This window comes from Streptomyces sp. 17_S59 (genome assembly GCF_056930295.1).
The window spans coordinates 5929980-5943492 of the sequence record NZ_JBXOWD010000001.1 but is presented as its reverse complement, the minus strand read 5'-3'; the positions used below and the strand labels follow the sequence as shown (position 1 = coordinate 5943492).

12 protein-coding genes are annotated in these 13513 nt (G+C 75.3%); 2 read left to right on the top strand and 10 right to left on the bottom strand.

Annotation, left to right across the window (positions count from 1 at the left end; all coding sequences use genetic code 11):
* Positions 1–13: 13 nt before the first annotated feature.
* Positions 14–793: an SDR family NAD(P)-dependent oxidoreductase gene (locus tag AC1Z4A_RS27025; RefSeq protein ID WP_483682469.1), complete on the bottom strand. Its 780-nt coding sequence runs from the start codon at positions 791–793 to the stop codon at positions 14–16.
* 31 nt (positions 794–824) lie between these two features.
* Positions 825–1079, bottom strand: coding sequence for a LapA family protein (locus AC1Z4A_RS27020; protein ID WP_483682468.1), 255 nt, complete (start codon positions 1077–1079; stop codon positions 825–827).
* Between the two features lie 139 nt (positions 1080–1218).
* On the opposite strand from AC1Z4A_RS27020, the gene AC1Z4A_RS27015 reads away from it, so the two are divergent.
* Entirely contained in the window at positions 1219–2061 is an 843-nt protein-coding gene (locus AC1Z4A_RS27015) for a pentapeptide repeat-containing protein (protein ID WP_483682467.1), read from the top strand.
* Between the two features lie 21 nt (positions 2062–2082).
* Here AC1Z4A_RS27015 and AC1Z4A_RS27010 read toward each other — a convergent pair whose 3' ends face one another.
* From AC1Z4A_RS27010 to AC1Z4A_RS26980, 7 genes are all read right to left on the bottom strand, one after another.
* Complete coding sequence (locus tag AC1Z4A_RS27010; RefSeq protein ID WP_483682466.1) at positions 2083–2790, bottom strand: 4'-phosphopantetheinyl transferase family protein; 708 nt, start codon at positions 2788–2790, stop codon at positions 2083–2085.
* A 30-nt stretch (positions 2791–2820) separates the two neighbouring features.
* Positions 2821–5424, bottom strand: coding sequence for an AMP-binding protein (locus tag AC1Z4A_RS27005; RefSeq protein ID WP_483682465.1), 2604 nt, complete (start codon positions 5422–5424; stop codon positions 2821–2823).
* A complete protein-coding gene (locus AC1Z4A_RS27000) occupies positions 5421–5660 on the bottom strand; it encodes a phosphopantetheine-binding protein (protein ID WP_483682464.1) in 240 nt (79 codons plus the stop codon). Before AC1Z4A_RS27000 ends, AC1Z4A_RS27005 begins: the two co-directional genes overlap by 4 nt.
* A complete protein-coding gene (locus AC1Z4A_RS26995) occupies positions 5657–6289 on the bottom strand; it encodes an isochorismatase family protein (RefSeq protein WP_483682463.1) in 633 nt (210 codons plus the stop codon). Before AC1Z4A_RS26995 ends, AC1Z4A_RS27000 begins: the two co-directional genes overlap by 4 nt.
* A 45-nt stretch (positions 6290–6334) precedes the next feature.
* A complete protein-coding gene (locus AC1Z4A_RS26990) occupies positions 6335–7984 on the bottom strand; it encodes a (2,3-dihydroxybenzoyl)adenylate synthase (RefSeq protein WP_483683745.1) in 1650 nt (549 codons plus the stop codon).
* 8 nt (positions 7985–7992) lie between these two features.
* Positions 7993–9123, bottom strand: a complete 1131-nt coding sequence (gene dhbC, locus AC1Z4A_RS26985) for an isochorismate synthase DhbC (RefSeq protein ID WP_483683744.1) — start codon at positions 9121–9123, stop codon at positions 7993–7995.
* A gap of 606 nt (positions 9124–9729) precedes the next feature.
* Positions 9730–10524, bottom strand: a complete 795-nt coding sequence (locus tag AC1Z4A_RS26980; protein ID WP_483682462.1) for a 2,3-dihydro-2,3-dihydroxybenzoate dehydrogenase — start codon at positions 10522–10524, stop codon at positions 9730–9732.
* 153 nt (positions 10525–10677) lie between these two features.
* On the opposite strand from AC1Z4A_RS26980, the gene AC1Z4A_RS26975 reads away from it, so the two are divergent.
* Complete coding sequence (locus AC1Z4A_RS26975) at positions 10678–11502, top strand: ABC transporter ATP-binding protein (protein ID WP_483682461.1); 825 nt, start codon at positions 10678–10680, stop codon at positions 11500–11502.
* An 11-nt stretch (positions 11503–11513) separates the two neighbouring features.
* On the opposite strand, the gene AC1Z4A_RS26970 is transcribed toward AC1Z4A_RS26975, so the two are convergent.
* Positions 11514–13511, bottom strand: coding sequence for a dipeptidyl-peptidase 5 (locus AC1Z4A_RS26970; protein WP_483682460.1), 1998 nt, complete (start codon positions 13509–13511; stop codon positions 11514–11516).
* Positions 13512–13513: the final 2 nt, after the last annotated feature.

Genomic DNA, 13513 nt, shown 5'->3' with positions numbered 1-13513 from the left:
GGGCGGCGGGCGGTCAGTGCTCCTGGACCGTGGGGCGCACCATGATCTCGTTGACCGCGGCGTGCGGGGGCTGGGTGACCATGAAGGCGATGGCGCGGGCGATGTCCTCGGCGCCCAGCCAGTCGTGCTGCGGCATGCCGCGCGCGGCGGCCGCGCCGATGCTGCCCGCCGTCAGCTCGGTCCGGGTCAGCCCGGGCTCGACCAGGCCGACCCGGACCCGCCGTCCGGTCACCTCCTGGCGCAGTCCTTCGCTGAACGCGCACACCGCGGCCTTCGTCGCCGAGTAGACGCTGCTGTTCCCGTGGGGCGCCCGGCCCACGACCGAACTGACGCTGACGAGGTCGGCGACCCCGCGCGGGCCGTCCAGCGCCGCGCGGAGCAGGTGCGGCAGGGCGGCCTGCGAGGTGTGCAGGACCGCCCTGACGTTGAGGTCGACCATCCGCTCCCAGTCCCCGGGGTCGCCCTCCTCGACCGCGCCGACGGCAGCGCAGCCGGCGTTGTTCACCAGCACGTCCAGCCGGCCCAGGCGATCGGCGGCCTCCGCGACGGCCCGGCGCGCCCGGTCGGCGTCGCGCAGGTCCGCGGTGAGGGGGATGCACGAGCCGCCCCCGTCGCGGATCTCGCCGGCCAGTTCCCCCAGGCGCTCGGTGCGGCGGGCCACGACGGCGACGGCGGCACCGTGCCGGGCCAGGGCGCGGGCGGTGGCGGCACCGATGCCGCTGGAGGCGCCGGTCACCAGGGCCGTGCAGCCCGCCAGTGGGGCGGTCGCGGTGGTGTCTGCGGGGTCTGCCACGGGATGCTCCTCGATCGGTCCGGACTGTGCTCTATCCCCGGCGTCCCAGCGAGACGAAGCGGCCCAGCAGCCAGCCGATCACCAGCATGGCGGCCAGCGCCATCCACAGCGGTACGGACACCTCGGGGCCGATGAGGCGGATCGTGACGTGCCGGGTGTTCTCGCAGATGAGGACGAGCGCGGCCACGGCGACGAGCAGCAGGACGACCCGGCCGGGCGTCATCATGTCCCGGAGCCGGCCGCCCAGGGAGCCACCGCGCGGGGAGGTCTTGGTCCGTGGGCTCATGCCTTCACCATGGCAGGGCGGCGGGGCCCGGGCGCCGGGGCCGGTCCGTTCGGGTTACGGGCGGAAATGGATTTGACCGGCGTGCGCCCGGCGGGCTCTACTCGGACGGATCCGCTCCACGCCAGAGGAAAACACCACAGTGCCCGACAAGCGCGCCGCCGCAGAGCCCGACCTCCCCGCCGGCCTCGGCCTCCGTGCCGACTGCGGGAACTGCTTCGCCCTGTGCTGTGTGGCACTGCCCTTCGCCAAGTCGGCGGACTTCCCGGTGAGCAAGGACGCGGGCAAGCCCTGCCGCAACCTCCGGCAGGACTTCGGCTGCGGCATCCACGCCAAGCTCCGGAACGAGGGCTTCAAGGGCTGCACCGTCTTCGACTGCTTCGGCGCGGGCCAGAAGGTCTCCCAAGTGACCTTCGGCGGCCGGGACTGGCGGCAGGACCGGGACACCGCACGCGAGATGTTCGATGTGTTCCCGGTCATGCGGCAGCTCCACGAGCTGCTCTGGTACCTGGCCCAGGCGCTGACGCTGCCGGCGGCCCGCCCGGTCCACCGCGACCTGCGCCGCGCCCTCGACCGGACCGAGGCCCTCACCCAGGGCGACCCCGGCTCCCTCCTCGGCCTGGACGTCGCGGCGCACCGCCAGGAGGTCAACGTCCTCCTGCTGCGCACCAGCGAACTCGTCCGGGCCGGGGCCGGGCGCAAGCCGAAGGACCGGCGGGGGGCCGACCTCATGGGCGCCCGGCTGCGCGGCGCGGACCTGCGGGGCACGAACCTGCGCGGGGCCTACCTCATCGCGGCGGACCTGTCCGGAGCGGATCTGCGGATGGCGGATCTGATCGGGGCGGACCTGCGGGACGCGGACGTCTCGGGCGCGGATCTCTCCGAGAGCCTCTTCCTCACCCAGGCCCAGGTGAACGCGGCGAAGGGGGACGCCCGGACGAAGCTGCCCGCGGCGCTCGACCGGCCGGGGCACTGGGGTCGCTGAAAACCCTCTGGCCCTTCCCCTCTAGCCCTTCGGATCGCGTACCGCGATCGCCCCCGCGTACCCCTCGCCGCCGGCCGCCGTCTGCACGTCGATCAGCGTCCAGCCGGGCGGCGGCACCGGGACGGGCCCCGAGCCGACGTACGTCACCGACGGGCTCTCGGAGAGGCCCGTGCCGGTGCCCTTGAGGTAGGCCTCCTTGCGGGTCCAGCAGCGGCCGAAGGCCGCCGCGCGCGCGGCGGGCGGGAGGGCGTCCAGCTCGGCCGTCTCGTCGGGGTGGAGCAGCCGCGAGACCTCGGCCACGGTGGAGTCGGACTGGAGCGCCTCCACGTCCGCCCCCACCGGAGTGTCCGCGAAGGCGTACAGCGCGAGGTCTCCCGCGTGGGACAGGTTGAAGTGCAGCGGCGGGGGCGACCCGGCCACGGCGGGGCGCCCGTGCAGCTTGCCGCAGCCGGGGCAGGGCTCGCGGATCAGCTCGACCGCCTCCGGGGGCAGGCCCGTGTACGCGCCGAGGAGCCGCCGCAGGCCCAGGTGGGAGGCCACGTAGCGGTCGCGGTGGAGCTGCCGCACAAAGCCCGCGGCGCGGCCCCGCTCCCCGGCGTCGAGGATCCGTTCGTACTCCTCGGGCGGCACGGGGGCGTGGTCCCCGATGCGCAGCAGCCAGACGTGCGGCGGACCGCCCGGTTCCCACGGTCCCGGCAGCGGGTCACGGCCCAGTACGCGAGGCAGCATCGGTCCCCATCCCCCAGAGGTCGCCACTGATCAGGCCGACAGGTGCAGCAGGTCGACCGGACTGATCACCCTACCCCTGCCGGACCGTCCGGGACCGGCCCCGGCGGCGGCATCCGCCGAGGCCGGAGTCGCATGGGCGGCCGGGGTCGCCGCGCCCGCGTACTCGAGGCTGCCGTCCGCCCGCCAGCGGGCCAGGTCGCCCGTGCGGAACCCGCGCCCGCCGGGCCCGGCGACGCACAGCTCGCCCGCGATCCCGGGCGGGCAGGGCTGTCCGGCCGTGTCGAGCACGTACAGGCGGGTGTTCCAGACGGGCCGGCCCAGCGGCACCGGCCCCTCCTCGCCCGGCTCGCACCGGTGGTGGGCGACGTCACCGCCCGCCCCGGCGGGCCCGTACAGGTGGTGCAGGGGGACGTCCGGGCGCGCCCGGTGCCAGCGGTCAGCGGTCTCCCGGGTCAGCGGCAGCGCCTCTCCGCCGCAGAAGACCCGGCGCAGGGACGTGCAGTCCCCCGCCTCGTCGGCGAAGGGCGCCAGCTCGGAGGGCGGGAAGTGGACGGTCGTGACGCCCCGTTCGCGGATCGTGCGGGCGACGGCGCCGGGCCCGGGGTCCGCGAGGACGACGGCCGCGCCCGTGCGCAGCGGCCAGAACAGCTCCCACACGGCCGCGTCCTGCCACGGCTCGGCCTTGTGCAGCACCCGGTCGCCGGGGCCGAGCGGGTGCTCGCCCTGCATCCAGCGCAGCCGGTTGTCGGCCGTGGAGTGCGGGACGGCGGCGCCGTCGACGACGTAGGCGAGGTGCTGGGGGGTGAGCGGGCGGCCGGGGTCGGTGGGCAGGTGACGGGCGATCCGGTCGGCCGGCTCCGGGTCGTCCAGGGCCAGCACGGGCACGCCGGCGCCCGGGTCCGGCAGCGTGGCCCGGCCGACCGTGTCGGTGAGGACGCACACCGGGGCGGCGTCCTGCGGGAGGGGGTGACCGGGGGTCGTCGGCACGTATGCGCCGCCCGCCTTGAGGACGGCCAGCAGGGCCACGACGCGAGCGGTGGAGGACGGCAGCGCGACCGCGGCCGTGGTGCCGGGGCGGACGCCCAGCCCGGCGAGGTGGCGGGCGAGCCGGTTGGCGCGGGCGTTGAGTTCCGCGTAGGTCAGCGTCTGTGCGCCCGCGATCAGCGCGGGGGCGTCGGGCGTGCGGGCGGCCTGGGCCTCCACGGGGCCGATGAGGGTCGTGGGCGGCAGGTCGGCGGCCGTGTCGTTGAACTCGGTGAGCACGCGCTGCCGTTCCTCGTCGGTGGCGAGGGGGAGCGCGGCGAGCGGCCGGTGCGGGTCGGCGTCGGCGAGGCGGGTCAGCACGTCGAGGAAACGCTCCAGGTGGGCGGCGACCTCGTCGTCGCCGTAGCGGGCGGGGTTGGCGTCGTAGTCGACGCGCAGGCCGGGGCCGTGGTCGTGGACGGTGACGGCGATGTCCTCGACGGGCCCGGTGGCGAGGGTGTGCGCGGTCGAGGCGGCCCCCGCGAAATCGGGGCCGCGGTCGGCGGGCACGACGCCGACGACCGGCCCGACCAGGGCGCGGCCCTCGTCGAGGAGGCCGAGGTCGCGGCGGAGGTCGGTGTGGCGGTGGCGCTGGTGGCGGCGGGCGGCGCGGATGCCGAGGTCGGCCTGGCGGGTGAGTTCGGCGAAGGTGGTGTCGGGGGCGACGGTGAAGCGCAGCGGCAGGACGTTGCGGGCCGTGCCGGGGACCCGCAGGGCGGTGGTGCCCGTGCGTCCCCGCATGGGCACGCCCAGGACGACGGTCCCGGTGCGGGTGGCGCGGGCCAGGTAGAGGGCCTGGGCGGCGAAGAGGACCTCGGTCCGGGTGGCCCGTACGGAGGCGGCCAGCTCGCGCAGCCGGTCGGCGGGGCCGGGGGCGAGGCGGGCGGAGCGGCGGAGGGGCACGGCGGCGGGCGGGGCGGTGCGCCGGGCGAGGGTGGGGGCCGGGGGGCGGTCGGCGAAGTGGCGTTGCCAGTGGGCGCGGTCGCGGTCGCGGGCGGCGGAGTTCCGGTAGGCGCCGTCCTCGGCGAGCAGGTCGGCGAGGCGTCCGAAGGGGTTCGGGCCGGGGTCGGTGCCGGTGGCGCGGGCCGTGTAGACCTCGGCGACGCGGCGGGCGAGGAGGGTGTGGCCGTGGCCGTCGAGGACGGCGTGGTGGAAGCGGTGGTACCAGAGCCAGCGGTCGTCGCCGGTCCGGAAGAGGACGTGGGCGAAGAGGGGCCCGGCGGCCGGGTCGAAGGGGCGGGCGAGGCCGGCGCGCATCCGGTCCAGGGCGGTGGCCGCCGGGTCGGGCCGGTCGCGCAGGTCGGCGAAGCGGAAGACGCCGGCCGGGAGCGGCTGTCCGGCGTCGAGGGGGATCTGCCGCGGGCCCTGGGGGGTGTCGGCGAACCGGACGTGCGGGGCGTCCGTCTCGCCGAGCGTGTGGGCCAGGGCCCCGGCGAAGAGCCCGGGGTCCAGGTCGCCGTGGATGTCCAGGTAGGCGGCGGCGTTGCACTCCGGGCCGCCCGGGTGCCGGCCCCGGGCGTGCCACAGGTCCGACTGAGCGGCCGTCAGCGGCAGCCCCTCCGTGGCGGAGGGGCTGTCGCCGGCGGGCCGGTCCAGGGTGCGGACGGTCATGTCCGGGCCCCCAGCAGGGGTGCCCACTCCTCGATGGCCGGCTTCTCGGCGAGGTCGACGAAGCCGACCTCCACGCCGTGGTCGCGGCGCCAGCGCTCGACGAGGCTCATGATGCGGACGGAGTCGAGGCCGTAGTCCACGAGGTTCTCGTCGTCGGGTATGTCGGCGGGGTCCTCGCCCAGCACGTCGGCGACGTCGGTACGGATCTGTTCCAGCGTGAGGGCCACGGCGCTCACTTCCCTTCGAGGACGCGGTCGGTGGTGGTGACGACCGCGCACTTGGCGGCGGCCCAGCGGAGCGCCATGGCGTGGTCCTCTGCGGAGAAGTCGGCGACGGCGTCGGCGACGAGGAAGGGCCGGATGTCGCGCATCCAGGCGTCGCAGGCGCTCATCATGACGCCGATGTGCGCATAGACGCCCACGATGATCAGCTGGTCGCGGCCCTGGGCGGCCATCCGCTCGGCGAGGTCGGTGCGGACGAAGGCGCTGTACTTCCACTTGGTGAGCACGGTGTCGCCGTCGCCGGGGGCGACCGCCTCGGCGACGGCCTTGGCGCGGGCGTCGTCCGGCAGACCGGGGCCCCAGAAGTCCTGCTGGAGGCCGCGTTCGGCGGCGGTCTGTCCGCCGGGCTGGGCGGAGTAGACGACGGGCACGCCCAGGCGCGCGCAGTCCTTCTTCAGCCGGGCGACGTTCGCCAGCAGCTCGGTGACGGGCGAGGCGCCGGCCTGGAAGGCGTCGAGGAAGTAGTTCTGGAGGTCGTGCACGAGCAGGACGGCGCGGTCCGGGTCGACGGTCCAGTCGACCTTGTTGGCCGGGAGGTCGCCGATGCCGGGCATCGGGTAGGGGGCGATGGCGGGCAGTGCCATGGAAGGCCTTTCACATGCTTCGGGTGCGGTGCTGTGGTCTGCGAGCTAGAGGGCCTGGTCGGCCAGGCGTGCGGCGATGGCGGCGCGCAGGTCCTTCTTGGAGACCTTGCCGATGCCGGTCTGCGGGAAGGCGTCGACGAACTCGACGCGGTCGGGGACCTTGAAGGCGGCGAGGCCGCGTTCGCGGACGAACTTCTTGATGGCGATGGACTTCACCGGCTCGGCGCCCTCGCGCAGCACGACGTAGGCGCAGGTGCGCTCGCCGAGGTAGTCGTCGGGCATCGAGACGACGGCGGCGTCGTGGACGGAGGGGTGGGCGAGGATGTGGTTCTCGATCTCCTCGGCGGCGACCTTCTCGCCGCCCCGGTTGATCTGGTCCTTGGCCCGGCCCTCGACCACGATGTGCCCGGTCCCGGTGAGCCGGACGATGTCGCCGGTGCGGTAGAAGCCGTCCGCGGTGAAGGAGTTGGCGTTGTGCTCGGGGGCGCGCCAGTAGCCGCGGATGGTGTAGGGGCCCCGGGTGAGCAGGTGGCCGGTCTCGCCTGCCGGCAGGTCGTTGTCCTCGTCGTCGACGACCCTGATCTCGTCGTCGGGCGAGATGGGGCGGCCCTGGGTGGTGACGACGACCTCCTCGGGGTCGTCGAGCCGGGTGTAGTTCACCAGGCCCTCGGCCATGCCGAAGACCTGCTGGAGCGTGCAGCCGAGCGCGGGGCGCACCCGGCGGGCCGCCTCCTCGCTGAACTTGGCGCCGCCGACCAGCAGGACCTGGAGGCTCGACAGGTCGTGCCCGCCGGCCGCGGCGGCCTCGGTCCACACCAGGGCCAGCGGCGGCACGAGGCCGGTGATGGTCACGCCCTCGCGCTCGATGATCGGGAAGGCCACGTCCGGGCTGGGGCGCGGGGCGAGCACGACGCGGGCGCCCGCGTAGAGGGCGCCGAGCGTGCCGGGCGAGCTGAGCGGGAAGTTGTGGGCGGCGGGCAGGGCGCAGAGGTAGACGCTGTCCCGGTCCACCCCGCAGATCTCGTTGGATCCCCACAGTGAGTAGATGTAGTCGTCGTGGGTGCGCGGGATGAGCTTGGGCACGCCCGTGGAGCCGCCGGAGAGCTGGAGGAAGGCCAGTTCGTGCGGGAGGGGCGGGTGCTCGACGGGCACGGGCTCGGCGGGCAGGTCGGCGTAGGCGGTGTGCTCGCCGGGGTCGCCGACCACGAAGACGTGCTTCAGCGTGGGCACTTCGGCCCGTACCTTCGTGGCCAGCGCGCGGTAGTCGTAGCCCTCGGCGACGTCGGCGATCACATAGGCCGCGGCCTCGGTGAAGGAGCAGAAGTGGGTGATCTCGGTCTCGCGGTGGGCGGGCAGCGCGAAGACCGGGAGGGCGCCGATGCGGAAGAGCGCGAAGACGGTCTCGAAGAACTCGGCGATGTTGGGCAGTTGCAGGACGACGCGGTCGCCCTTGCCGATGCCGTGGGCCAGCAGGCCCGCGGCGAGCCGATCGGCGCGGCCGTCCAGTTCGCCGTACGTCCAGCGGCGCCCCTCGCCCGAGGGGTCGACGACGGCGATGCGGTCCGGGTGTGCCTCCGCCCGGTCGCGGAGCATCTGGCCGAACGTTTCGCCGCGCCACCAGCCCGCCGCGCGGTAGCGCTCGGCGAACTCCGCCGGATAGCCCGGCGCGTCCGCGGTCGGGTCCGGGGCGGTCATCGGCTCGGTCACTGGTCTACCCCCACTGCCTGCAGGAACGTCTGGAACTTGGCGCCGGTCTCGGCGGTTTCGGCCTCCGGCGAGGACTGCGCGACGACGCCCGCGCCCGCGAAGAGCCGCAGCGTGCGCTCCTCGGCCTCGGCGCAGCGGATGGTGACGACCCATTCGCCGTCGCCGCTCGCGTCCCCCCATCCCACCATGCCGGTGTAGACGCCGCGTTCGAAGGGTTCGAGTTCGCCGATGACCTCGCGCGCGGTGGTGGTGGGGGTGCCGCACACGGCCGGGGTCGGGTGCAGGGCGCAGGCCAGTTCCAGGGCGGAGACGGCCGGGTCGGCGGGCTCGCCCACGACGGTGGTGGACAGGTGCCACATGGCGGCGGTGCGGACGAGCGTGGGGCGCGCGGGCACGTCGAGGGTGCGGCAGTAGGGGGCGAGGGCCTCGCGGACGGCGTCCACGACGACGGCGTGCTCGTGCAGGTCCTTCTCCGACTCCAGGAGCGCGGCGGCGCGGCGCACGTCCTCGGCGAGGTCGGCGCTGCGGGGCGTGGAGCCGGCCAGCGGGTTGGCGATCAGCCGTCCGCCGCGCCGGGAGACCAGCAGTTCGGGGCTGGCGCCCAGCAGGGTGCGGCCGGGGCCGGAGGGCACGGCGAAGGTGTAGCCGGCCGGGTCGCGGCGGGCGAGGCGCTGGAGCAGCGCGGGGAGGTCGAGGTCGCGGGAGGAGCGGAGTTCCAGGGTCCGGGCGAGGACGACCTTGCTGAACTCGCCCTTCCGCATGCGGCGTACGGCCTCGGCGACGGCGCTGCCGTAGCGGTCGGGCCCGGGGACGGGCCGGATGTCCCAGTCGGCGGCGGCGGGGGCGGCGGCGGGCAGGGCTATGAGCGGGTCCTCGGCGAGCGGGGGCGCCCAGCGGACGGCCTCGGGCACGGCGAGCGCCGCGGGGGCGGTGTGGTCGAAGGGGACGGCCCCGACGACGACGGGGGCGGCGTTGCCCGCGAGCAGCTCGGCGTCGAGGGTCTCGGTGACGCGCCGGGCCAGCGGGGCGTCGCCGTGCGGCACTTCGGTGCGGGTGCCGTGGGCGAGCAGGGTGCGGGTGGGCGAGGCGAAGAAGCGGGCGAGCCCGGGTTCGTAGGCGTCGAGCAGCGAGGTCGCCGCTCCGACTCCGGCGGCGTCCCCGACTCCGGGGCGGCTGCCCGGTGCTGACGTTCCGACAGGACCGTCCGGGCGGGCGCCTGGCTCGCTCGGCCGGTCGGCGACGTGGTGAGCCGTGGTCACCTGCTGCTCCGTTCCCCCGGTGGGTCGCACCGGGTGTGGTGTGAAGGGGTTCGGCGGGGCGCGCCCTCGTCGGGCGTCCTGCCTGCCGGCGGCCGGCCCGGTGGGGCGGCCCGCGGTCGCCTTGCGGCGGGCGGCCGGGCCGGAGGGGACAGGTCGCCCGTGCGCCCCGGCCCGGTGGCCGCCCTCTGGAGGCCGCCGCCGGTGGGGCGTTGCCGGTGGCCGGCCTCCGGGAGGCCTGCCACCGGGAGTGCTCCGGCAGCAGGCCCCCGCAGGAGGCTCCACCGCCGGTGAAGCGTTGCCGGCGGTCAGCCTCCCCGGGGAGGCCCACTGCCGGTGACGTGCCCCTGGAGGGAGCGGGCAGCCCGAGGCGTACGGCCGGGTTCGCCCCTGCGTGGCACAGCGACATGCCTACTCGTCAGTCGCGGGCCCCGCCAGGGCCGTTCGGGGTACCGGAGGATCCCGGCTTACGCGTCGTCAGGCGCGCAGCGTGGCGCCGCCGTCGACGTACAGGTCGTGCATGGTGATGTGCCGGGCCTTGTCGGAGACCAGGAAGAGCACGGCCTCGGCGACGTCGGACGGGTCGGCGATGCGGCCGAGCGGGATGCCGACCCGGTACGAGCCGGGGTCGCCGTCGATGACTCGGGCGGGCGGCTGGTCGCCGTCCCACAGCGCGCGCTGCATCGCGGTGTCGGTTGAGCCGGGCGAGACGACGTTGCAGCGGACCCCGCTGCGGGCCAGCTCGAGCCCGAGGCATTTGGTGAACATGGTCGCGGCGGCCTTCGAGGCGGCGTACGCGGCCATGCCGGTGCGCGGCACTCCGGCGGCGTTGGAGCCGACGGTGACGATGCATCCGGAGCGCCGTCCGGCCATCCGGCGGGCCGCGGCGCGCGAGGTGTTGAAGACGCCGGTGGAATTGACGGCGAAGGTGCGCTCCCAGTCCTCGTCGGTGATCTCGACGACCGGTGAAGTGCGCAGTACTCCGGCGACGTTGACGAGGATGTCGAGCGGACCGAAGGTCTTCTCCACCGCGTCGACGACGGATTCGACGGCGCGGGCGTCCGAGACGTCGGCGGTGTGATGCGCAACGCGTTCTGCACCGTATTCCGCTTCGAGGTCCTTGATGCCGTCCGGTGTCGCGTCGACGGCGGCGACGCGCGCGCCCTGCTGGACCAGGGCCCGGGTCACGGCCTCGCCTATGCCCTGTCCGGCGCCGGTGACCAGCGCCGTCCGGCCGGCGAGTGCGGACTGCTTCACTGCGGTCTCCCCCATTCCATTTGAATTAAGGTAAGCCTTACCTTACATGACATACCCGGTCGAAGGGAATTGGCGTGCGAGCGAACATACGCCCGGTACGTCAAAATCCAAGCGAACCAAGAAAAGCGGCGGAGAAACAGAAGTCGACCATTAGGTTAGGCTAACCTCATGCGACTCGTCGTCGAACAGCTCACCGCCGGCTACCCCGGCCACCCGGTCGTGCACGGGGTGGATCTCACCGTCCCCGAGGGACAGGTCGTCGCCGTCGTGGGGCCCAACGGCTGTGGCAAGTCCACCCTGTTGCGGTCCCTGGCCCGGCTGCACCAGCCCGATTCCGGCACCGTCCGGATAGGCGACGCCGACATCTGGCGGCTGGCCCCGCGCCAGGCCGCGCACCGCATCGCCCTCCTCCCCCAGTCCCCCCAGGCCCCCGAGGCCGTGACCGTCGCCGGGCTCGTCCGCTACGGACGCCACCCGCACCAGGGCCTGTTCCGCCAGTGGTCGCGCGAGGACGAGCGGGCGGTCGCCGGGGCGCTGGCGGCGACCGGCACCGCCGCCCTCGCCGGGCGCCGCCTGGATCAGCTCTCCGGCGGTCAGCGCCAGCGCTGCTGGCTCGCCATGGTGCTCGCCCAGGAGACCCCCGTCGTCCTGCTGGACGAGCCGACCAGCGCCCTCGACCTCGGACACGCCGTCGACGTCCTGGAACTCGTCCGCGAGGTGGCCGCGGCGGGCCGCACGGTCGTCATGGTCCTGCACGACCTGGCGAGCGCCGCCCGCTACGCGGATGTGATCGTCGCCATGCGCGACGGCCGCATCGTCGCCCACGGCCCGTCCCGCGAGGTCGTCGACGCCGCGCTGGTCCGCGAGCTGTACGGCATCGACGCCGACATCCTCGCCGCGCCCGGCGACGGCTCCCCCGTCGTCGTCCCTTCCGCCCGGCCGGGCGTGCCCGTCACGGCGTCCGCCGCGTCCGTGCACGCCGCCGCCGGGTAATCGACCCTGCGTCACTTGGCCAGCTCCAGCAGGGGTATCCCCGGCACGTCGATGCCGAAGGTCTGGGCGTAGAGGGAGAGTTCCGCCTCCAGGGCGCGGATCATCGTCTCGGCGCGGCGGAAGCCGTGCCCCTCGCCCTCGAAGGCGAGGTACGCGTGCGGCACGCCGCGCCCGGCGACGGCCTCCAGGAACCGCTCGCACTGCTCGGGCGGGCAGATCACGTCGTCGAGGCCCTGGAGCAGCAGGAAGGCGGCGGAGACCCGGTCCGCGCGGGTCAGCGGCGAGCGGTCGCGGTAGCGGTCGGGGGCCTCGGCGAGCGGGCCGACCAGGTACTCCAGGTAGCGCGACTCCAGGTCGTGGGTGCCGCCCTGCGCCCAGGTCAGCAGGTCGAGGACCGGGTAGGAGATGGCCCCGCAGGCGTACATGCCGGTGGAGACCAGCGAGGCGGCCGTGGTCCAGCCCCCCGCGCTGCCGCCCCGGATCGCCAGCCGGGCCCGGTCGGCGCCGCCCTCCCCGGCCAGCGCCTCGGCCACCGCCGCGCAGTCCTCCACGTCCACCACGCCCCAGCGCTCCCGCAGCCGGTCGCGGTACTCGCGCCCGTAGCCGGTGGAACCGCCGTAGTTGACCTGGGCCACGCCTATGCCCCGCGAGGTGAAGTAGGCGATCTCCAGGTCGAGCACCAGCGGGGTGCGGCCGGTGGGCCCGCCGTGGGCCCACACCACGTAGGGCGGCAGCTCGTCGGCGGGGGCCGTGTGGTCGGGGCTGTGCGGCGGATAGATGTGGGCGTGGACCTCCCGGCCGTCGGGCCCGGTGAAGGTGCGGATGAGCGGCTCCGGGTAGTACGCGGGGTCGACCGCGTCCCGGTGCCGGGCCCCGATCGCGCGCGCCCGGCCCGTCCTGGTGTCCAGCTCCACCACCTCGTACCCGCTGCGCGGGCCGGCGGCGACGCCGACGACCCGGGACCCGCTCGCCGCCAGGGTCGGGGCCCACTCCGTCCACGGCCCCCCGGCGTCCACCAGCTCCCCGGTGTCGGGGGCGAGTATCCCCAGGCGCTGGGCGCCCCGGCCGTGGACGACGGCGACGAGACCGCCGTCCAGGGGCGCGAACCAGCGCATCCCCACCCGCCACAGGGGGCCCGCGAACTCCTCCTCGCGGCGGCAGAGGTTGACGCTCCCGCCGGTCTCCGGGTCCACCCGGTGGAGGTTCCACCACCCCGTGGGGTCGGTGACCGCCAGCAGCGAGCCGTCCGGCGCCCACTCCACCTGGGCGACGGCCTCCTGCGGGCCGCCCGTGACCGTCCGCGCCCCGGTGAAGCGGGCCCCGCCGCCGTCGTCCGTGACCTCGGCGACCTTCAGCTCCGTGCCCTCCCACGGCATGCGCGGGTGGTCCCAGGCGATCCACGCCACCCGCCGGCCGTCCGGGGAAAGCCGGGGCCCGGTAACGAAGCGGTGCCCGTCGTCCGTCAGCTCGCGCACGGCCCCGCGGTCGGCGGCAGCCGAGCCGTCCAGCGGCACGGCGGCGATCACCCGCCGCACCTCGTCCGGGCGCTCACCGGTGAACTCCTCCAGCACGCACCACACTTCGCCCCGGTCCGGCAGCAGCACGGGACCGGCCCAGCGCAGCCCGCCGCCCACGGCCGACACCGGGGTCAGCGGCCTGGGCCCGGCACCGGCCGGGTCGTCCGGCTCCCACGCGTACAGCCGCTGGTCGGCGAAGTGGCAGAAGACCAGCAGCGGGCCGCCGGTCTCCCGGGCGGCGGCCGCCCAGGGGCTGCCGCCGTACTCCATGACCCGGTTGCGGACGTTCCACGGCGCGGGCAGGGCATCGGCCTCCTCGCCGTCGGCGCGCCGCCGGACCAGGGTCGTCCGGCCGCCCTCCGCGGGGCGCGGCTCGACCCACCACACCTCGTCGCCGACCGGGCCCACGAACTCGGGCCTGCCGTCGTGCGATGCGGCGAGCGCGGCGTCGATCGGGGACTGCCAGGCTCCGTAGGGCGCCGTGGACGTCATGG

Coding starts and splice junctions, on each gene's coding strand:
- AC1Z4A_RS27005 (WP_483682465.1), bottom strand. CDS start 5,424: ATGACCGTCCGCACCCTGGACCGGCCCGCCGGCGACAGCCCCTCCGCC.
- AC1Z4A_RS27020 (WP_483682468.1), bottom strand. CDS start 1,079: ATGAGCCCACGGACCAAGACCTCCCCGCGCGGTGGCTCCCTGGGCGGC.
- AC1Z4A_RS26970 (WP_483682460.1), bottom strand. CDS start 13,511: ATGACGTCCACGGCGCCCTACGGAGCCTGGCAGTCCCCGATCGACGCC.
- AC1Z4A_RS26995 (WP_483682463.1), bottom strand. CDS start 6,289: ATGGCACTGCCCGCCATCGCCCCCTACCCGATGCCCGGCATCGGCGAC.
- AC1Z4A_RS27010 (WP_483682466.1), bottom strand. CDS start 2,790: ATGCTGCCTCGCGTACTGGGCCGTGACCCGCTGCCGGGACCGTGGGAA.
- AC1Z4A_RS26980 (WP_483682462.1), bottom strand. CDS start 10,524: ATGGGGGAGACCGCAGTGAAGCAGTCCGCACTCGCCGGCCGGACGGCG.
- AC1Z4A_RS26975 (WP_483682461.1), top strand. CDS start 10,678: ATGCGACTCGTCGTCGAACAGCTCACCGCCGGCTACCCCGGCCACCCG.
- AC1Z4A_RS26990 (WP_483683745.1), bottom strand. CDS start 7,984: ATGACCGCCCCGGACCCGACCGCGGACGCGCCGGGCTATCCGGCGGAG.